At 50.0% G+C, this 19,222-nt stretch carries 15 protein-coding genes; 4 read left to right on the top strand and 11 right to left on the bottom strand.

The annotated features are described in order from the left end of the window. Window positions 1-15: 15 nt before the first annotated feature. The 4 genes from EOV40_RS10330 to EOV40_RS10315 form a co-directional block, all read right to left on the bottom strand. Window positions 16-1,008: a hypothetical protein gene (locus EOV40_RS10330; protein WP_208729172.1), complete on the bottom strand. Its 993-nt coding sequence runs from the start codon at window positions 1,006-1,008 to the stop codon at window positions 16-18. Beyond that, the gene (locus tag EOV40_RS10325) at window positions 1,008-2,498 is read right to left on the bottom strand and encodes an amino acid permease (RefSeq protein ID WP_408740491.1); all 1,491 of its coding nucleotides are present in this window, start codon (window positions 2,496-2,498) and stop codon (window positions 1,008-1,010) included. Before EOV40_RS10325 ends, EOV40_RS10330 begins: the two co-directional genes overlap by 1 nt. 432 nt (window positions 2,499-2,930) lie before the next feature. Further along, the gene (locus EOV40_RS10320) at window positions 2,931-3,725 is read right to left on the bottom strand and encodes a family 1 encapsulin nanocompartment shell protein (protein WP_087651771.1); all 795 of its coding nucleotides are present in this window, start codon (window positions 3,723-3,725) and stop codon (window positions 2,931-2,933) included. A gap of 3 nt (window positions 3,726-3,728) precedes the next feature. After that, window positions 3,729-4,760, bottom strand: coding sequence for a Dyp-type peroxidase (locus tag EOV40_RS10315; RefSeq protein WP_128105894.1), 1,032 nt, complete (start codon window positions 4,758-4,760; stop codon window positions 3,729-3,731). A gap of 334 nt (window positions 4,761-5,094) precedes the next feature. Here EOV40_RS10315 and EOV40_RS10310 point away from each other — a divergent pair, with 334 nt between their 5' ends. Both EOV40_RS10310 and cydB read left to right on the top strand, forming a co-directional pair. Next, window positions 5,095-6,528 (top strand): cytochrome ubiquinol oxidase subunit I, encoded by a 1,434-nt coding sequence (locus EOV40_RS10310; RefSeq protein WP_128105893.1) that lies wholly within the window; start codon window positions 5,095-5,097, stop codon window positions 6,526-6,528. Window positions 6,529-6,533: 5 nt separating this feature from the next. After that, the gene (gene cydB, locus EOV40_RS10305; RefSeq protein WP_208729170.1) at window positions 6,534-7,550 is read left to right on the top strand and encodes a cytochrome d ubiquinol oxidase subunit II; all 1,017 of its coding nucleotides are present in this window, start codon (window positions 6,534-6,536) and stop codon (window positions 7,548-7,550) included. Between the two features lie 193 nt (window positions 7,551-7,743). On the opposite strand, the gene EOV40_RS10295 is transcribed toward cydB, so the two are convergent. Further along, a complete protein-coding gene (locus EOV40_RS10295) occupies window positions 7,744-8,076 on the bottom strand; it encodes a hypothetical protein (RefSeq protein WP_208729168.1) in 333 nt (110 codons plus the stop codon). A gap of 353 nt (window positions 8,077-8,429) precedes the next feature. Between EOV40_RS10295 and proP the strand changes: the two genes are divergently transcribed. Further along, the gene (gene proP, locus EOV40_RS10290) at window positions 8,430-9,890 is read left to right on the top strand and encodes a glycine betaine/L-proline transporter ProP (RefSeq protein ID WP_050818458.1); all 1,461 of its coding nucleotides are present in this window, start codon (window positions 8,430-8,432) and stop codon (window positions 9,888-9,890) included. A 70-nt stretch (window positions 9,891-9,960) separates the two neighbouring features. On the opposite strand, the gene EOV40_RS10285 is transcribed toward proP, so the two are convergent. The 4 genes from EOV40_RS10285 to EOV40_RS10270 form a co-directional block, all read right to left on the bottom strand. Then, entirely contained in the window at window positions 9,961-10,707 is a 747-nt protein-coding gene (locus EOV40_RS10285; protein WP_128105891.1) for a lysophospholipid acyltransferase family protein, read from the bottom strand. Window positions 10,708-10,802: 95 nt separating this feature from the next. After that, complete coding sequence (locus tag EOV40_RS10280) at window positions 10,803-11,423, bottom strand: SCO family protein (protein WP_128105890.1); 621 nt, start codon at window positions 11,421-11,423, stop codon at window positions 10,803-10,805. 4 nt (window positions 11,424-11,427) lie between these two features. After that, window positions 11,428-14,229: a DNA polymerase I gene (polA, locus tag EOV40_RS10275; RefSeq protein ID WP_128105889.1), complete on the bottom strand. Its 2,802-nt coding sequence runs from the start codon at window positions 14,227-14,229 to the stop codon at window positions 11,428-11,430. Window positions 14,230-14,417: 188 nt separating this feature from the next. Then, window positions 14,418-15,518, bottom strand: coding sequence for a branched-chain amino acid aminotransferase (locus EOV40_RS10270; RefSeq protein ID WP_050818455.1), 1,101 nt, complete (start codon window positions 15,516-15,518; stop codon window positions 14,418-14,420). A 280-nt stretch (window positions 15,519-15,798) separates the two neighbouring features. Here EOV40_RS10270 and EOV40_RS10265 point away from each other — a divergent pair, with 280 nt between their 5' ends. Next, on the top strand, window positions 15,799-17,262 hold the full coding sequence (locus EOV40_RS10265) for a protein adenylyltransferase SelO (protein ID WP_128105887.1): 1,464 nt from the start codon (window positions 15,799-15,801) through the stop codon (window positions 17,260-17,262). 20 nt (window positions 17,263-17,282) lie between these two features. Here the strand turns inward: EOV40_RS10265 and EOV40_RS10260 are convergent, their stop codons facing one another. Then, the gene (locus EOV40_RS10260; protein ID WP_128105886.1) at window positions 17,283-18,095 is read right to left on the bottom strand and encodes an ABC transporter ATP-binding protein; all 813 of its coding nucleotides are present in this window, start codon (window positions 18,093-18,095) and stop codon (window positions 17,283-17,285) included. Then, window positions 18,092-19,210 carry a FecCD family ABC transporter permease gene (locus EOV40_RS10255; RefSeq protein WP_167506872.1) on the bottom strand — a complete coding sequence of 373 codons (1,119 nt, stop codon included), beginning with the start codon at window positions 19,208-19,210 and terminating at the stop codon, window positions 18,092-18,094. Before EOV40_RS10255 ends, EOV40_RS10260 begins: the two co-directional genes overlap by 4 nt. Window positions 19,211-19,222 lie beyond the last annotated feature (12 nt).

Genomic DNA, 19,222 nt, shown 5'->3' with positions numbered 1-19,222 from the left:
GTTTTGCAAATCTGGTCAGTATAACGCGTTAAAGGCAAACTGTGGTGATACGACGCGGGATGTATTATGCCCCGCATAATAAACAGAAACACCAGCAATCACGCCATAATTGGGTGTCCAGTTGTATTCTAATGCTGGGGCAACCTGCCAATCTCCCGAACCCGAGCTGAGTTCATCTACTTTCAGGCCAGAAGCATAGTGCCCTTTTAGACGGGAGCCATTGGCCCAATCTCGCGCTACGTCAATTGCAAAAACCCATCTCTGGGTAATACCATATTCCAAGGAAAATCCTGCTTCACCATACATGCCGGGCTGTCCGTGACCTCGGAAACCGCGTGTGGTGCCATAACTTGTAACATCTCTCAGGTGAGCAGAATTAAGTGCTCGGCGGAAGGTTGCCCATAACCGTAACCGCAACTCGTGGTTATTGGGCATGGTGTATGTGGATTGTTCGGTTAATGTTGCGCGGTATGTGTAAACCCCACTGCCAACACCATCCTGCGAGCGTCCCAGATGAGAGTAATCACCCGTAGGAAAGGAAACGCCGGTAATCAGATTGAGTGTGGGAATAAACCGTTTGGGGTCTGCCGTCAGATAGCGCCACATCAGATCAACGGGAACATCCCCAATTTTCAGGCCACTACTGGTTGTATCACCATGCTTCCACCGATAGCTGATGGCCGGAGTGGTCTGAATACTCAGGTAATCAGTTAAGGCATATCGGTAAATGGTAAAGCTGGTAACCGATTGCTGACGTGGGGAGGACATGGGCACATTATTATTGTGCGGCCCGATCATACCTGAGGGCACAGAGTAGTACATATAAGGTTCTAAAAGGAACATACCCTGTTTGGAGAGGGGGCCTGATGGAGAAACAAGAGACCCCGTGTACCACTGATCGGCAGCGTATGCGCTATGAGAGTATGTGGCTGCAGTAATGGCGGATAAGGCAAGAGGCAGAAGGAAACGCAAAGATTTAAAAGAAAAATATCTGATAATACTGCTCATCAAATGTGCTCCTTGGAAACCTGATTGTTTTCTGCACATGGAAAGTTTGCATCATCAGTAAGTTCCACCGAGGAGAGTGTTTGTGGAACAATATTGTGTGGCTTCTGGCTGGAGGTTTTCCATCCGATAATGAGCACAACAGCCAATAATGGAATAGCGGCGATGGACATGGTGCCGGTTGGGTAATCCAGTGCCATCAGCAGTAAAATGCAAAGGAAAAACACAATGCTTAACCAGGATGTAAAAGGGGCACCGGGCATTGCAAAACCTGTAGGAGCAATGCGACCAGCCTTAATAGCTTGGCGCAATTTGATCTGGCATAAGAGAATAAAGCACCAGGTGCTGATTATTCCCAAAGACGCCATATTGAGAACGATTTCAAAAATTTGTGATGGCAGAAGGTAGTTTAACCCAACACCAACCAGATAAATGGCAACAGTTGTAAGAATGGCAGCTGCTGGCACAGATTGTTTGTTCATATGTGTGAGGTAACGTGGTGCGGAACCGTTGAGCGCCAGCGCCCGAAGCACTCGGCCTGTGGAATAAAGGCCAGAGTTCAGGCTGGAGAGTGCTGCAGTGAGCACCACAATGTTCATAAGGGAATCTACTCCCGGAACACCTAGTTTGGAAAAAAACGTTACAAATGGACTAATCCCTGCCTGATAAGATGACCACGGCAGAAGCAGCACAAGAAGAGTAACAGTACCAACGTAAAAAATAATAATCCGCCAAATAACATTGTTGATGGCAGATGGCAGGATTTCACGCACATTCTGGCATTCACCAGCGGCAGTGCCAATCATCTCAATGCCAAAATAGGCGAAGACAACACCTTGCATGAGAGCAAGCGCAGGGAGTGCTCCATGAGGGAATAGGCCACCATGTTCAGTAATCAACTGCAGGCCAGTTGTGTGTCCATCAATTGGAACGCGCAGGCCTAAAATAGCACTTCCCACAACAAGAAAAATTAAAAGTGCGGCAACTTTAATCAGCGAGAACCAGAATTCCATCTCGCCAAACCATTTTACACCAATAAGATTCATTGATGTAATCACCATAAGGGCCATTAACGCCATGACCCATTGAGGAACAGCCGCAAATACGCCCCAGAAATGCATGTAAAGGGCAATGGCGGTAATATCGACAATACCTGTCATGGCCCAACTGAAAAACGACAGTGCACCCGCGACATAAGAAGCACGAGGCCCCAGAAATTCCAGCGCGTAGGAAACAAAACTGCCGCTGGTAGGCCGGTACATAACCAGTTCCCCCAATGCTCTGAGCATAAGGAAGGAAAAAATGCCGCAAACGAGATAAACGATTGCAAGAGAGGGGCCTACAGCCTGAAGCCTGCTTCCTGCACCAAGAAAAAGACCAGTGCCAATTGCACCTCCTATAGAGATCATTTGGATCTGACGTTTGCCTAAAGCTTGTTTATATCCTTCTGAAGTCTGTTGAAGGGGGTGGGATGAAGACGTTTTTGTGTCCAAAATTTCTATCTCCATAACAACAGACAGTGCGAAATCTGCAGTATATTTAATGGAACGCACCTTGTTTCGATAATGCAATAACAGTAATCGCAAGATCAGGGAAGTCATTGCAAAATCGAAATGCCGCAGATTTGATGTATAATTTGTTTTATAAAAATAAACTACATAGAGTTTATTGGAGTTTTTATGGAGTGTGTAACCTATTTTATTTGTATTTATTTAAGTTAAGCCAGAAATAAAAAAGTAAAAAACTTTTTATATATTATATGTCGTAATTAAAAATATATTATAATATCTAAATAAGGAATTATTTTTGATAAATACAAATCAATTGTTTATTCATAAAATAAGATAAATAGTGATATTTATTGGATGTTTAAGTGAGGTGTCGTGACGGTCTTACCGTAAATGGCACGACACCTCTTTAAAAAGTTACGCGATGCAGACTGTTGCTTCGCTTGTAAGCACACGGAAAGTGAAGCTTTCCTGAAGATACAATTCAACGGTTTCTGCTGTATGGCTTAGATAGCCGATAGAAAAGTCCTGCCCGATATCAAGCTGTAAATCTCCACCACGTTTGGAGATAACAAAGGCACCTTCAATAGCAGGAGCCCAAATGGGTTCTCCCTCAATCAGGCTTTCAATATGCTTAAGCACGGGGTAGCCAACATCATCTCCGCCACTCACGGCTTGATAAGCTTTTGTGCCAAGAACGAGGGCATAAGGGCCGTTCACACCAGCAAGGCGCAATGTGTCCAGCGCACTGGTAATGGCCCGAGGGTAATCTTTTGCAGAAGCCGGCAGTTTTGTATGAGGGTTGGATGATGCCTGCCGAATGCCCTTAATGCCAGCTGCGGTATAGCCATCGAAAATGGCACGGTCTTCTGCAAAGGCAATTTTTTGGGCGGCATCCTTAACGGGCTGCCAATCAGAATCCAGAGAGCCACGTTCTACGGCATCAATTTCCGCGCGAGATAAGGTAAAGGGCACGCGCACTTCAATAAGTGGAAGCACTTCGCGCTGTACAGCCTGTACGCCATCACTTGGCGGCTGGATCTGTTTGTTACGGCCCGTGCCAACGCTGGAAAATGCTGTACCTTTGGGTTCTGGTGTATCAACCACGCGCCGGCCAGCCAGATTGCGGCGAATGGTGCGAGAGGCTTCCTGTTCAATTTCAGCCCAAGCTGCGTGGGAAATGGGGGCGAGATGTTTATGCAGGTTGTTCATGTTTTAGGCGTCCTTATTGTTTAATGATCCAATGCCAAGAGAACCGTGCAGAGCTTTGGGGTTTTGAGGAGCCGTTACAGGTTCTGGAGATGCCTGTGTATTTTCTGTGCCGAAGTTTGGAGCATCGTCAAGAAACTCACTGGTAGGAATAAAGAAAAGCGACCCTGTTACCGCTGTGCTGACATCCAGAATTCTATCGTAATTGCCCGGGGGCTTTCCGATAAACATATTTTGTAACATCTGCTCTGTGCGTGCAGGAGAACGCGCATAGCCAATAAAGTATGTGCCAAACTCTCCTTTACCCACTTCCCCAAAAGGCATGTTGTCACGCACAATTTGAAGCTGCTGCCCGTTTTCTTCAATGTTGGTCAGAACATTGTGCGCGTAGCTGGGTTTGGCGGCTTCGGGCAATTCTATGTCGGATACTTTTTTACGGCCGATAATGTGTTCCTGAACCTCAGTTGGTATGGCATCCCATTTTTTCAGGTCATGCAGGTATTTCTGCACAATAACGTAACTACCGCCCGTAAAGGCAGGGTCTTCATCTCCAATAACAGTTGCTGCAAAAGCTGCCTGCCCGGTTGGGTTTTCGGTGCCATCAACAAAACCGAGCAGATCTCGTGCATCAAAATACTTAAAGCCGTGTACCTCATCTACAACTTTTGCAGCGCCTTCTAAGCGGGAGGTAAGGGCTGTTGCCAGTTCAAAGCATAAATCCATACGCGTAGCGCGTATATGAAACAGAAGATCCCCCGGTGTTGAGGGGGCGTGATGAACGCCGTTAATTTCCTGAAAAGGATGAAGCTCCTTAGGGCGTGGTGCGCCAAAAAGGAGATCCCACGCGTTTGAGCCAATACCGGTAATACAGCTTAATTTTCCATCAGGAATACGAAACCCGACACCTCGTACAAGTGAAGAAATATCACCAAGCAGATCCAGAACCTGAGTGCGCACCGTGGGGGCATCATTCAGGGTCATCACAAGAAAAAGGGCCGATTGCGTTAATTTGGTATCAACTGGCTGCGGTGTAACCACTGTGAGGGAACTCCTGAATGCATGACGCGTTATATAATCGCAACTCATGCCTAGCATAGGCAGATGAATATTTGTGGCAAGATGGCAGGTGGTATCTAATAAACACATCCATCAGATAATAATTTTCTATGATAAGCACCTTTTATCATAAGATAAGTAAAAGGTCTTGGACGCACACTTACTGTTGATCTAGGTTTATAACCAAATCATGGTGGTGTTGTTTCCGGTGTATAATGCACATTTATGGCATTAACGGCGTATAGATGGCGTTTTTATTAATATCCAACGTCAATTTTCGGTCAAAATACCACAATTATAAGTTTGGAAAGAACCTATGCAACCTGCGCATGATATTGCGCTTCTTTTGGCGCGCTTCCAGTTTGCCTTTACTGTTGGTGTTCATATCATCTTTCCGGCCTTTTCAATTGGGCTGGCAGCTTACTTGGCTGTATTGGAAGGATGCTGGCTGAAAACCGGACGTTCTGTTTTCCTTGATCTATATCGTTACTGGATCAAGGTATTTTCAATCGTTTTTGGTATGGGCGTGGTCTCCGGTCTGGTGATGTCGTATGAATTCGGCACGAACTGGTCGGTTTTTTCTCAAAAGGCAGGACCTATTACAGGGGTTCTTTTGTCTTATGAGGTCATGACAGCCTTTTTTCTTGAGGCCGGGTTTCTTGGCATCATGCTGTTCGGCATGAACAAGGTTGGGCGCAAGCTGCATTTTGCGGCTACGTGCTGCGTATCAGTCGGCACTTTGATTTCCATGACGTGGATACTGTCTTCCAACTCATGGATGCAAACGCCGCGTGGCTACATGATAGATCCCGCAACAGGGCGTTTTATGCCAGCAGATTGGTTGGCCATTATCTTTAATCCGTCTTTCCCATTCCGTTTGGTACACATGGGGTTAGCGGCTTTTTTGTCAGTTGCCTTTATTGTTGGCGCAACAGGCGCGTGGCATATGCTTAAAGCGCGGCGAGAAGGCAAAGCTGCTACGGCTCCAGTGCGTACCATGTTTTCCATGGCCATGTGGATGGCAGCTATTGTGGCCCCATTACAGATCATGGCAGGTGATGCGCATGGCCTGAATACCTTGAAATATCAGCCAGCAAAAATTGCAGCTATGGAAGGGGATTGGGATTCCACAGCCCGTGCGCCGGAGCTTTTGTTTGGTATTCCCAACATGAAAACCGAGCATACCGATTATGCGGTAAAAGTGCCGCTGCTTGGTTCCCTGATTTTAACGCATAGTCTGGAAGGCAAAGTGCCGGGGCTGAAAGACTTCCCGCGTGATCAACGTCCGCCTTCACAGGTTATCTTCTTTTCCTTCCGTATCATGGTTGCGCTTGGTGTGCTCATGATGTTGGTTGGCTTCTGGTCTTTGTGGCTGCGGCGTACACGTACCTTGTTTACAAACGCTGCGTTCCATCGTGTTGCGGTGTGTATGGCGCCAGCAGGTTTTCTGGCCTTGCTGTGTGGCTGGGTTACCACGGAAGTGGGGCGGCAGCCTTGGACAGTTTATGGTCTGCTCAGAACATCGCAAAGTGTTTCACCAATTATGCTGCCCAGCATGGCTATAACAATGACAGCCTTTGTTGTGGTGTATGTGATTGTGTTTGGTTCTGGCATTGGCATTTTGGTGCGCCAACTAGGGCACGCACCGCAGGAAGGTGAGCAGGAAACCAGCTCTGCAAACGCATCCGACATTTTGGCAGAACGTATGCATCCGGAAGTTATTGAATCTACTTCTGGTAAAGGAGCTTGAATATAATGGATCTTACATATTGGCTCCCGATTATATGGGCCGTTATTTTGGTAGCGGCTATTTCGATCTACGTCATTCTGGATGGTTTTGATCTTGGCATTGGCATGCTGTTTGCATTGGAGCGTGACCCCGGCCGCCGCAATGTGATGGTGAGCACCATTGCCCCGGTATGGGATGGCAATGAAACATGGATGGTGCTGGGTGGGGCTGTGCTTTACGGTGTATTTCCGGGAGCATATGGCACGCTTTTGCCAGCTTTTTACTTACCAATCATTCTTATGCTGCTGGCGCTGATTTTTCGTGGCGTGGCATTTGAATTTCGGGTCATGACACATGGTACAGGCCGCGAGAAGTTATGGAATGTCGGTTTCATGGCAGGGTCTGGCATTGCCGCATTTTGTCAGGGCGCCATTCTTGGGGGTGTTGTTCAGGGTGTAAAAGTTGTTGATGGTGCCTTTGCCGGAAGTGCGCTTGATTGGCTGACGCCTTTTAGCATTCTGTGCGGTCTCGCCGTGATGTGTGGTTATGCTTTGTTAGGAGCAACCTGGCTGATTTGGCGCACGACCGGAGCGCTAGAAGCATCTTGTCGCCGCTGGGCAAGTAAGCTGGCCATCGGGTTGTTCGCAGGGATTGTGGCCGTCAGCCTGTGGACGCCACTTTTGCATGCGCCTTATTTACGCCGTTGGACAGATTGGCCAAATATCGTTTTTGTTCTTCCTGTGCCAGTTCTCGTGGCTGTGTTGGGCGTTCTGTTCGTGCGCGGCTTAAGGCATGAACATTCCAAAAGCCCATTTCTATGCGCGCTCGGCTGGTTCTTTTTATGCCTTTCCGGTTTGGGTATTACGGTTTGGCCTTATATTGTGCCACCCGGTCTGACACTTTGGGATGTTTCGGCCCCTCCAAGTAGCCAATTGTTCCAGCTTGTTGGCACAGTTATTCTGCTACCAATTATCCTAACCTACACAATTTATTCCTATCGTGTGTTTCGCGGAAAGGTGACGGGAACAAATGGCTATCACTAAAATTGTTCAGGGCAATGGCGATGGTGCCCCAAAGAATATCGGGGCACGGATTGGATGGTTTGTAGCTATCTGGACGCTGAGTACCGTAGTGTTTTTTGCCGGGGCCTCGTTATTACACCTGATGATTCCCAAATAGGTAAGTTTGAAACTCCCCTGCTTTGCGAGAAGCAGGGGAACACCTTAAAAGTGTATTTTATTTTGAGGTAGCAGTATTCTCTTTTGGTTGTTTTGCTGAATTATCCGTGTTGTTTTTTGAAGCAGTGTCAGCATTTTCTAATTGGCTGCGTGGTGTGCTTTGAAAGGGCGGGATTTTTTGTCCTGGTAAGTAATAAGGCCCTTGGTAATTTTGATCGAGTTGAGCATTGTTAAGCCTGTCGATCATATTATCGCCCGTTCCATCAGAATAAATGGAAGATTGCGGCGTGGGGCCTGCCCTGTGCGGTTTAGAAGTGCTCTGCGCAAAAGCTGGCACTGCCAAGCATCCTAAAGCCATTCCTGTATATACGATCTGTTTTATGCGTGACATGAGGAATTTCTCTTTGCTGAGTATAGGCGAAGGAGAATGGATAGGCCTATCAAAACAGAAGCCTCTTTATAACTGTTTATGGATATGCGGCGTTCCTCAGTGAACGCAAAGAATTTTTCATTTACGGAGAATGCAACATTCATGCTGGTATTTCGTTTCTAAGGCATGACTTTGTTTTGCATTCAATGGGTGTAGTAAAGTTATTTAAAGTATTGTTTTTTAATATGTAAATTAATTTACCAAACAAAACATCATAAAATAGTATAAATTAGAAAAATATTGAATAAATTTCTGCACAATGATAATATTTTAGATGCACATTACGTATGAAATAAGAGGTGAGGGAATATTTTATGAAGGATTCTGGAGCGGCGCACGCGCATTTTGGTTGGTTTAAGCGCCGTAAACAGATGAAGCCGCAGGACATTACTGTTGTTGATGCCCAGATGTTAAACAAAGCAGTGGGCGCAGCCGCTTTGGGTAATGCCATGGAGTGGTTCGACTTTGGTGTCTATGGTTATATTGCCGTCACGCTGGGGCAGGTCTTTTTTCCATCGGATGATGCTGCCACTCGTCTGATTGCAACTTTTGCTACGTTTACTGTTGCATTTCTGGTCAGGCCTCTTGGCGGTATGGTTTTTGGGCCGCTGGGGGATCGGTACGGGCGGCAGAAAGTGCTGGCCTTTACCATGATCGCAATGGCAATCGGCACGTTCTCTATCGGTCTGATTCCATCTTATGCCCAAATTGGTTTATGGGCTCCGTTGCTCTTGCTGCTGGCGCGTTTGGTGCAGGGGTTTTCAACCGGTGGGGAATATGCCGGTGCGGCCACCTTTATTGCAGAATATTCCACCGATAAAAATCGCGGGCTTATGGGTAGTTGGCTGGAGTTTGGTACTCTGGCTGGGTATGTGGCAGGTGCAGGCATTGTAACAGCCTTGCAAATTGGCCTGAGCCATACGGCCATGTTGCAGTGGGGATGGCGTATTCCCTTTTTAATTGCCGGCCCACTGGGGCTGCTGGGGGTATATATGCGCTCCCGGTTGGAAGAAACGCCAGCTTTTCAAGCGTATGCAGAACAGGCCGCGCAGCGGGATGATGAAAAACCGGGCTGGGGTGAACTGCTACGTGTGCATTGGCGCCAGTTGCTCAAATGCATGGGCCTTGTGCTGGTATTTAACGTAACCGACTATATGTTGCTGACGTACATTCCCAGCTATCTGACGGTTGCTTTAGGCTATGCTGAAAGCAAAGGGCTTTTGCTGATTATCATCGTTATGCTGATGATGATGCCATTGAATGTAATGGGTGGGTATTTAAGCGATAAACTGGGGCGTCGCCCCATGATTATCGGGGCCTGTATTGCTCTTCTGGTGCTGTCTATTCCTTCAGTACTGCTGTTGCAGAGTGGGAATGATTGGCTGATTTTTGCGGGCCTTATGCTTCTTGGTCTTGCGCTTGTCTGCTTTACCAGCAGCATGCCATCCACTTTGCCGGCGCTTTTTTATACACCTATCAGATATACGGCGCTTTCTATGGCGTTTAACGTATCTGTTTCCATGTTTGGTGGCACAACACCGTTGGTAACAGCATGGCTGGTGGGGCATACGGGTAACCTGCTTATGCCAGCTTATTACCTCATGTTTGCAGGTGTTGTTGGTATTGTGACAATGCTGACGGTGAAGGAAACAGCATGCATGCCTTTGCGAGGGTCACCACCAGCTGTGGGGAGCGAGGCTGAAGTTAAAAAGATCCTTCAGGGGGATCACCCTATCACGGTAGATTCTACGTTGCCGCCTATTCCTCAGGAATAAGGTGAAACGAAATAGTGTTTCTATGATGCAGGCTCAGCATGAAACCACTCATGCTGAGCCTGTTTTGCATTCAGGCCAAATGGTCTTTCAACCAGCTTTCAACAGCTTCAAGCAAAGCGCGCCCGCTTGCTTCATCTCTGGCGGGGGCAGGAAAGTGCGGGCCAGTTTGTATTTGATAGCGCATAGGGAGGGGAGGCTGCTTCAAAAAAGGCCATCCTTGAGAAAGATAAGGCGAGTCCGTTTTGATCAGGAGCGTTTGCACGGGCAGGCGTGTGCGCTGTGCAATAGCAGCAAAACCCGGCTGCATGGGGCTGGGTTCTGTTCCTGCGCGGGAACGTGTGCCTTCGGGAAACAGGAGTAACTGATTACCTTCTTTCAGGCGTTCAGAAGCAGGTCCGATCAGCCGCAAAAGGCTATCATGCCGAATATAACCCGCAGTGCGTAATGTGCTGCCTAAGGTTGGACGCTCCCAAATGGAGGCCTTGGTAACGCAAACCAGATGCGGCAGGGCAGAGGCTAGAATAAGGCTATCCAACCGTGAGGGGTGGTTAGCAACCAGTATAATATTGGGAACGTTTTTAAGAGTGTTAAGCTCTGCCAGGTCACATTCCAAAATACCGGCTGCTTCAAGGTAACGCACTGCAAGCCGGGCCATAAAACAAAGCCATGCCTGCCCTATTTTACGGCGTTTTGGCCCTTCCGGCAGTGTATGACGTAGCAGAAAAGAGCCTGCGTCCAATGCCAGAAAAATAATACCAATAACGGCAAGTGATGCATAAAACCGTAAGCTGGTACCAAGTTTTGAAAACAACGACATGAGAATACAGTACAGCTCTGGCAGAAATAAAAAACATGCAGAACATACATTACGCCATCACGTATAAAGCATGGCGTCATGTATTTTAATGTAGATTATTCGCCGTTCTGAGGTTGCATGATGCGGCGCAGGTCTTCCGCCATATGGGCACTATCTGCACGGGCGTCAATCACCCCTTTGTAACGCACCTCCGGCCCCATAACGACAAACTGTGGAGACATCCGCATGGTATATGTCCATTCGGGGTCAGGCACTTTTTCAATAGGAGCATGATATTCCTTTGCCAGATCAGCCAAGGCAAAGGGAGCCGCCGTGCCGCTTACAACCCGTGGGCCAATACTTTCACCATATTGGCGGAGGCGTTCGGCATCATCCCTGTCTGGGTCGAGACTTACAAAAATGATAACGGCGTTGTGCCTGCCACCTTCTACCTGATCCAATGCAGCAGACATATTGCGCAGGGCAGGGGCGCAGGCATCTTCTGCACAATGTGTGGCGCCAAACAGAACAAGCATCCAACGGTTACGGAAGGTCTGGTCCGTCATGGTGCCTGTTGTGGAATCCATAAGGCGGAAGGAACCCCCAACCTCGTTGCCATAGGTGTTTAGCTGCACGCCGTGCTTTAAGGCCAGATGAGTGGCTGTGTAACCTCCGGCGGCCGCCAGAGCCAGCACACCAAAGGTCATGAGGGCTATACGTTTTCCAGCCGGTGTCATGGTTTTAATGTGCCTCCGCCCAATTCTGGCCTATTCCGGTTTCTACAACCAACGGTACAGCAAGATCTGCTGCTGCTTCCATAACGTTTTTAATAATTGCTGCTACTGCTTCGGCTTCTGATTCATCTGTTTCAAACAACAGTTCATCGTGCACCTGCAAAAGCATGCGTGTTTCGCCAAAGCCTGCTTTTTGTAAGGCTAATGGCAAATGCACCATGGCGCGTTTTATAATGTCTGCCGCGCCACCCTGTAAGGGGGCATTAATAGCTTGTCGCTCGGCATATTGGCGTCTGGCAGCACTTTTTTCATGAATGCCCGGCACATAGCAGCGCCGGCCAAAAGGCGTGAGAACATAGCCATGAGTGCGCGCTTCTTCGCGCATGCGTTCCATATAATCACGGATACCGGGGTAACGGGCAAAATAGGCATCTATATAAGTGCGCGCTTCGCCCGCAGGAATGCCAAGCTGTTTGCCGAGCCCAAAAGCCGAAATGCCGTAAATAATACCAAAGTTAATGGCTTTGGCGCGCCGCCGTGTTAGGGCATCCATCCCCTCAAGCGGGATATTGAACACTTCCGATGCGGTGCGGGCATGAATATCCTGCCCAAGCTGAAAAGCCTCACGCAACGCGGGAATATTGGCAACATCAGCCAATAACCGCAGTTCGATTTGCGAATAGTCAGCAGAAATCAGCTTCTTGCCTGGGGGCGCAATAAAGGCCTGCCGGATACGTGTGCCTTCTTCTGTGCGTACTGGAATATTTTGCAGGTTGGGGTCTGTAGAAGATAGGCGCCCGGTGGAGGTGATCGCCATCTGGAAAGATGTATGCACGCGGTCATTCCGTCCGGCTTGGCGTAACAGCGCATCCGTATAAGTGGATTTCAGCTTGGCAAGCTGTCGCCATGCCAGAATGCGCGCTGGCAGATCATGCCCTTGGTCGGCCAGATCCTGCAGGACAGAGGAATCCGTGCTCCATGCTCCAGCCTTGCCGCGTTTGCCGCCTTTCAGGCCCATTTCATCAAACAGGATTTCCCCAAGTTGTTTGGGAGAAGCAATATTGAACTGCCGACCGGCGGCTTCATAAATATCGTTTTCCATGCCCTGCATACGGGCTTCAAAGTCCTTGGAAAGTCGATCAAGCTCTGCGCGATCTACTGCAATGCCTGCTTTTTCCATGTCAGCCAGAATGGCCGAAAGCGGGCGTTCAATCTGCTCATACAGCGCCAATGCCTTATTGGTGCGCAGCGTGGGGTGCAGAACATGCCACAGGCGTAAGGTTACATCGGCATCTTCAGCCGCATATTTGGTAGCAGTTGCAACAGGCACTTGTGCAAAAGGCAGGCGGTTGCGGCCAGTGCCCGTCACACTGTCATACGTGATGGGGGTATGATTGAGGTGCAGGGCAGAAAGCTCATCCATGCCTTGCCCATGCAACCCAGCAGACTGGCTGTAAGAGATCAGCATTGTGTCATCTACAGCAGTAATGCTGGAAAGAGGGCTGCCCGCATGATCCAGAATGAGCAGATCAAACTTGGCGTTATGGAAAATCTTTAAAACGGCATCATCCTGCAAAAGAGGAGCCAAGAGTTTAAGGGCTGCATCAACCGCAAGCTGTTCGCCTGTTGGGGCTTCCAGAGTGCCTTCATGTTTTAAGGGCACATAGCAGGCTTTGCCCGGAGCCGTTGCAATAGAAAACCCGACAATATTGGCCGCAAGCGGGTCTAGCCCATCTGTTTCTGTATCCACAGCACAGATACCGGCTTCCTGCGCTGCGCTTACCCATTTTTGCAGGGCTTCTGCTGTGCGCACGGTTTCATAATTATGATACGGGGCAGAAAGCACAGATGCATCGGGGGCTGAGGCATCATCAGCGGGTGTGGTGGCTCCAGCAACAGAGGCTGCGGCGACTTTTCTGGCAGCACGATGAGCGTGGGCGCCAGAAGGGTGGCCAAGCCCCATACGGCTAAGAATGGAGCGAAAGCCCATGCGGTCTAGCCAGTCTGCCAAAACCAACATGTCTGGTTCACGTGTGCCAAGCTCTTCTACCGGCACGGGCAGGGGGACATCTGTGGCAAGTGTGACGAGCTGGAGGGAAACCCGTGCGGCTTCGGCATGTTCGATCAGCATGTCACGCCGCTTGGATTTTTTCATCTCCGGAGCTGCATTCAAAACGGCTTCCAACGTGCCGTATTCCTGCACAAGGGCTGCTGCTGTTTTGGGGCCAATACCGGGCACACCGGGCACGTTATCTGTGGGGTCTCCCATCAGGGCCTGTACATCCACCACTTTTGTGGGGGGCACACCAAATTTGGTTTCTACTTCAGCGGGGCCAACTGGTGTCTGTTTGATAGGGTCCAGCATGCAAACGCCGTCTCCCACCAGTTGCATCAGATCTTTGTCGGATGAAACGATGGTGCATGTGCCACCCTGTGCCCGAATGGCCGTTGCATAGGATGCAATCAGATCATCGGCCTCCCAGCCGGGGAGTTCGATTCCCGGCACATTGAAGGCCTGCGTGGCTTCCCGGATGAGGCTGAACTGGGGGCGCAGATCCTCAGGCGGTTCGGGCCGGTGCGCTTTATACTGCGGGTAGATTTCTGAACGAAATGTCTGGCGGCTGGCATCAAACAGCACAGCCAGATGGGTGCCTACATGGTCTTTAAGCAAACGGGCCAGCATGGTGGTAAAGCCGTAAACAGCATTTACTGGTACACCTTCCGGGCTGGTCATGGGGGGGAGGGCATGAAAGGCGCGGAAAATAAAACCGCTGCCATCTACCAGAACCAGATGGGGTGTTTCTGTCATACTGATGCAAACCGTGTAAGCGGAAGGGAAGGCACAAAGAAAGCCATAGGGTTTGGATATGCCCCTTGGGTTTTGATGTCCAGCATTGGGCATCTGGCTTTCTGCAAGATGTTAAGGTCTGTAATAGGCAAATACCCCAGCCTAAGCCGGGGTATAAGGGATACGTTTACAGGAAGGATACCTGCAACTTAGCCAATTTTTTTAACCCAGCCATGCGGATCTGCTGCACGGCCAAACTGGATATCGCACAAAGCCTTGCGCAGGCTGCTGGTGACTTCACCAGTCTGGCCGTTACCGATGGTGCAGCCGCCTTCTGTGCTTTTGAATGTGCCAATAGGTGTCACAACTGCAGCGGTGCCGCAGGCAAACACCTCTTTCAGCTTGCCGGAATCAGCATCACCATAAAGCTGATCAATAGCGTAGCGTTCTTCCTTTACCTTCAGGCCGCGATCACGCGCCAAAGTAAGCAGGGAATCGCGCGTAATGCCGTGCAGGATGGTGCCGCTATCCAGCGGAGGTGTTTGCAGGGTGCCGTCTTCAAACACCATCATCACATTCATGCCGCCCATTTCTTCCAGCCAGCGGCGTTCCTGCGCATCAAGGAACAGAACCTGATGGCAGCCGTGTTCCTTACCTTCCATCTGGGCTGTCAGGCTGGCAGCGTAGTTGCCACCACATTTGGCAGTACCCGTTCCCCCGCGGGAAGCACGCACTGTGCGTTCTTCCACCCATACGGAAACCGGGCCGGCATCCTTGGAGAAATATTCACCAGCGGCACAGGCAATCACGATAAACTTAAATTCAGATGCCGGCTTTACGCCAAGGGCAGCTTCCGTTGCAATCATGAATGGGCGGATATACAGCGTGCCAACTTCGGGCTTGGGCACCCAGTCCTTATCCAGCTTCACAAGCTGTGTAACGGCATCCAGAAACAGGTCTTCAGGCACCTGCGCCATAGCCATGCGTTCGGCAGAATGGCGGAAGCGGCGGGCATTTGCATCTGGGCGGAAAAGCTGCACGCTACCATCCGGGGTGCGATAGGCCTTCATGCCTTCAAAAATTTCCTGCGCGTAGTGCAGTACGGATGCAGCAGGATCCAGCATCAGTGGCTGGCGGGGCAGGATTTCAGCAGAATGCCAGCCCTTGCCTTCCGTATAGGTGACAACAGCCATGTGGTCGGTAAAAACGCGGCCAAAACCCGGATTGGCCAGCATGGCTTCCCGCTCTGCCGCGGGGGTGATGTCTGTTTTGCGGGTAATCTTGAAGGCGGTGTCAGATTCGGTGGTCATGGGTTCTGCTGTCTCCACGGCGCTGGGGTCTGAACCAGATAGTCTGGTGGCTCCGTTGCCTCGGTTCTTTTTTTGCTTTCAGACGTTCTTATATCTAGGTCTGAGTTGGCAGGCGTGATGGGGCTTTTCCTATCATGTTCAGGCTTTATGTGCCAGAGAGCCAGACAGGCATGCCCCGTGGGGCGGGTTTGCATCTGGCGGAATGGGTGCTGTTTTCAGCAACACAGGCCGTTATTGAGCCACTTGGCCGCTTTCCGTCTTTATTCCGGAGAAATGAGTTATGGCACCACTTCCTTTCCGACAAAGCTATGCAGCATTGCCAGAGCGGTTTTATGCCAATGCTCCTCTTTCTCCTGCACCAGCTCCTAAGCTGATCCGGCTGAACCATGCTTTAGCAGATCAGCTTGGGCTGGATGCAGAATGGCTGGCCAGCCCGGAGGGCGTAGCCATGTTATCTGGTAGCGCCATGCCAGAAGGGGTGGAGCCACTCTCTACAGCGTATGCAGGCCACCAGTTTGGCAGCTTTAACCCGCATTTGGGGGATGGCCGAGCCCTGTTGCTGGGGGATGTGCGGGATGCCCAAGGCCATGTGTGGGAAGTGCAACTTAAAGGTTCTGGCCCCACGCCGTTTTCGCGCAGGGGAGATGGCCGTGCTGTGTTGGGGCCTGTGCTGCGTGAATATGTGGTGAGTGAGGCCATGCACGCCTTGGGTATTCCCACCACCCGTGCATTGGCTGCCGTAAAAACGGGCATGACTGTTTTACGTGAAACCATGTTGCCCGGGGCTGTTCTGGCGCGTGTGGCATCCAGCCATATCCGGGTTGGCACATTTCAGTATTTTGCATCACGGCAGGATCTAGCAGGGTTACGGCTTTTGGCAGACTTTGCCATTGCCCGCCATTACCCACATTTAGCACAAGCTCCAGCACCGTATCTGGCGTTTCTTCAGCAGGTTATTGAGGCCCAAGCCAAGCTTATTGCCCAGTGGATGCTGGTTGGCTTTATTCATGGTGTGATGAATACGGATAATATGGCCGTATCGGGGGAAACCATAGATTATGGCCCATGTGCCTTTATGGATCAGTATGACCCGAATACCGTGTTCAGCTTTATTGATGAACGCGGGCGTTATGCCTTCACCAATCAGCCGACAATCGCCCTGTGGAATCTTACGCGCCTGGCGGAAGCCTTGCTGCCACTTCTTTCCGAAGATGAAGAAGAAAGTGTTGCTTTGGCAGGGCAGGCGCTTGAGCAGTTTGGAGGGTTATTTCATGGCGCATATTTTGCGGGATTGCGTGCAAAGCTTGGTTTGAAAACACAGCAAGCAGGGGATGAAGCATTCTTTCACGCCTTGTTTGCTCAAATGCAGGAACATCAGGCAGACTTTACCAATACATTCCGCAGTTTGAGTGATGAGCGCGTCATAACAGGTGAGCATGTGCCCGATATGTTGGAAGGCATGCAGCCGTGGCTCTCCCAATGGCGGCAGCGCTTAATGCAGGAAGCGGAGGAAGCTCCTGCTATGCGGGCGGAAAACATGCGCGGCGTAAACCCATGTTATATCCCGCGCAATCATCTGATAGAGGCCATGATAAGTGCTGCCGTGAATAATGATGACTACACGTTGTTTGAGAAAATGCTGAAGCTTACAGCTTCACCCTATACAGAGCAGGCAGATATGGCGCGGTATGCACAACCTCCGCAGCCTGAAGAGCGGGTAAGATACACGTTTTGCGGGACGTAATAAGGCTAAAGAGTAGTCTCTTATATACAGTCGGTAATCACGATAAATCGGTGGTTATCGGCTGTCGTTTCAATGCGTGCCTCTACGCGGTACACGGTGCGGAGCAGTGCTGGAGTTAAAACTTCCGCCGGAGGGCCAGAGGCAATAATTTGGCCTTGATGCAGCACACATACCAGATCGCACAAGTTTAATGCGATGTTCAGGTCATGCAGCACCATCAACGTGACAAGGTTATTTGTGCGGGTGATCTGCGTGAGCAGTTTTGTAACGGCATACTGATAATGCAGATCCAGAGCACTAAGTGGCTCATCCAGCAACAGGGCGTGCGGTTGGCGGCCAAGTGCCTGTGCCAGACCAATAAGCTGGCGTTGGCCTCCAGAAAGTTCGTTCAATTTGCGCAACGCCAAATGGGCAATATTAAATTGCTTCAGAAGATCCAATGAAGCCTGAATATCTGCCTCATGCGGAGCATCCGCAAAACTTTGTCCTTGTCTGCCAAGCGTAACACGTTTTGCAGCCAGCATGGCTTCCAGCGCAGTAATGTTGACGGGCGCGGGAAGTGCTTGCGGGAGATACAGGCAGTGTTGGGAGCGTTCAGGCAAGCGCAGGCTGCCAAGTTGAAGACCATCTAGTGTGACACAACCCTTAGCTGGCAAGAGGCCGCTCATGGCGCGCAGTAAGGTAGATTTGCCGCTACCATTTGGCCCGAGCAGGGCGCAGATACGTCCATGTGGAAAGCAAGGTGTTGTCAGATCATCCAGCACCGTATGACGTCCGTAATGGACGGTAAGATTTTGCGCTATCAGGCCTGAAAAAGGTTTATCTGCCATCATACCATTGGCCGCTGTTTAAGAATGATGGCCAGAAAGAATGGAATGCCCACCAGTGACGTAATAATGCCAAGAGGCACAACAATGCCCGGCACCAGAATGCGTGCGACCAAAGAAGAAACAGATAGAATAAGTGCGCCAGTCAGTAAGCTGCCAGGTAGGCTGAAGTGGTGATCTTCTCCCACCAACCGGCGTGCGATGTGTGGGGCTACTAACCCTACAAATCCAATAACACCTACAAACGCTACGGAAAGAGCGCATAAAAAACTGATACGTAAGAGGGCCGCCCGCCGAAGCCGAGGGACATCCACCCCAAGGCTGGCCGCGCGTTCTTCACCCATGCTTAAAAGGGTTAGCTCACCAGCAGAGCGTAGAGAAAGCGGAAAGATAAGAGCCAGACTTCCAGACAATAAAGCCAGAGTAGCCCATGTGGCACGGCTTAGGCTGCCAAGCGTCCAGAATACCAGATCTTGCAGCGTATCTTCACTGGCAACAAATTGCATGAGAGCAACAAGCGACTGAAACGAAAAAACAAGCGCAACACCACACAGAATAACCGTGCTGGTATCCGCCTGCCGGAGGCGTGTCAGTATATCCAATGCAAAAACAGAGGATACGGAAAACACAAAGGCACATCCTGCTACCAGCCAGTTATCGGGCACGCCAGCAATGTGCCACTGCAAAACAATAGCCAAAGAAGCCCCAAAAGCTCCGGCAGCAGAAACGCCCAATGTAAACGGGCTAGCCAATGGGTTGGCCAGAACTGTCTGCATTTCTGCGCCGGCCAGGCCAAGAGCGCCACCTATACAGGCAGCCATCAGGGCATAAGGCATACGAATCTGCCACACAATAATGGCAGTTTGCTGCGGCACAGAAGCTGAATGAAACAGTGTCTGCAAAAACAGGCGTGGGGAGAGATGAGCGGGCCCAATCAGAAAATTGGCACCAAGTGAGAGCACAACGCCAACGGCCAGACAAACAAGGATAAACAGCCGTTTGTAGATGCTTGCCCGATATGTAGTTTGCACAGCAACAATATCTGGCAGCGTATCCTTGTAGTCCGACATGGTATCCTGAGCTTGACGGTATGCAGTGGAAAAGGCTTTGTGCGTTTTCATCTTTTCCTTCTG

Source organism: Acetobacter oryzoeni (assembly GCF_004014775.2).
GTDB classification, from domain to species: domain Bacteria; phylum Pseudomonadota; class Alphaproteobacteria; order Acetobacterales; family Acetobacteraceae; genus Acetobacter; species Acetobacter oryzoeni.
Note: the sequence above shows the minus strand (reverse complement) of the source record. Positions and strands in the feature narration are given on the sequence as shown.

What these genes read in the sequence shown, in the direction of transcription:
- EOV40_RS10280 (WP_128105890.1), bottom strand. Translation starts at nt 11,423, where the DNA reads ATGACACCGGCTGGAAAACGTATAGCCCTCATGACCTTTGGTGTGCTG.
- EOV40_RS10260 (WP_128105886.1), bottom strand. Translation starts at nt 18,095, where the DNA reads ATGATGGCAGATAAACCTTTTTCAGGCCTGATAGCGCAAAATCTTACC.
- EOV40_RS10295 (WP_208729168.1), bottom strand. Translation starts at nt 8,076, where the DNA reads ATGTCACGCATAAAACAGATCGTATATACAGGAATGGCTTTAGGATGC.
- cydB (WP_208729170.1), top strand. Translation starts at nt 6,534, where the DNA reads ATGGATCTTACATATTGGCTCCCGATTATATGGGCCGTTATTTTGGTA.
- EOV40_RS10285 (WP_128105891.1), bottom strand. Translation starts at nt 10,707, where the DNA reads ATGTCGTTGTTTTCAAAACTTGGTACCAGCTTACGGTTTTATGCATCA.
- EOV40_RS10265 (WP_128105887.1), top strand. Translation starts at nt 15,799, where the DNA reads ATGGCACCACTTCCTTTCCGACAAAGCTATGCAGCATTGCCAGAGCGG.
- EOV40_RS10330 (WP_208729172.1), bottom strand. Translation starts at nt 1,008, where the DNA reads ATGAGCAGTATTATCAGATATTTTTCTTTTAAATCTTTGCGTTTCCTT.
- polA (WP_128105889.1), bottom strand. Translation starts at nt 14,229, where the DNA reads ATGACAGAAACACCCCATCTGGTTCTGGTAGATGGCAGCGGTTTTATT.
- EOV40_RS10310 (WP_128105893.1), top strand. Translation starts at nt 5,095, where the DNA reads ATGCAACCTGCGCATGATATTGCGCTTCTTTTGGCGCGCTTCCAGTTT.
- proP (WP_050818458.1), top strand. Translation starts at nt 8,430, where the DNA reads ATGAAGGATTCTGGAGCGGCGCACGCGCATTTTGGTTGGTTTAAGCGC.
- EOV40_RS10270 (WP_050818455.1), bottom strand. Translation starts at nt 15,518, where the DNA reads ATGACCACCGAATCTGACACCGCCTTCAAGATTACCCGCAAAACAGAC.
- EOV40_RS10255 (WP_167506872.1), bottom strand. Translation starts at nt 19,210, where the DNA reads ATGAAAACGCACAAAGCCTTTTCCACTGCATACCGTCAAGCTCAGGAT.
- EOV40_RS10320 (WP_087651771.1), bottom strand. Translation starts at nt 3,725, where the DNA reads ATGAACAACCTGCATAAACATCTCGCCCCCATTTCCCACGCAGCTTGG.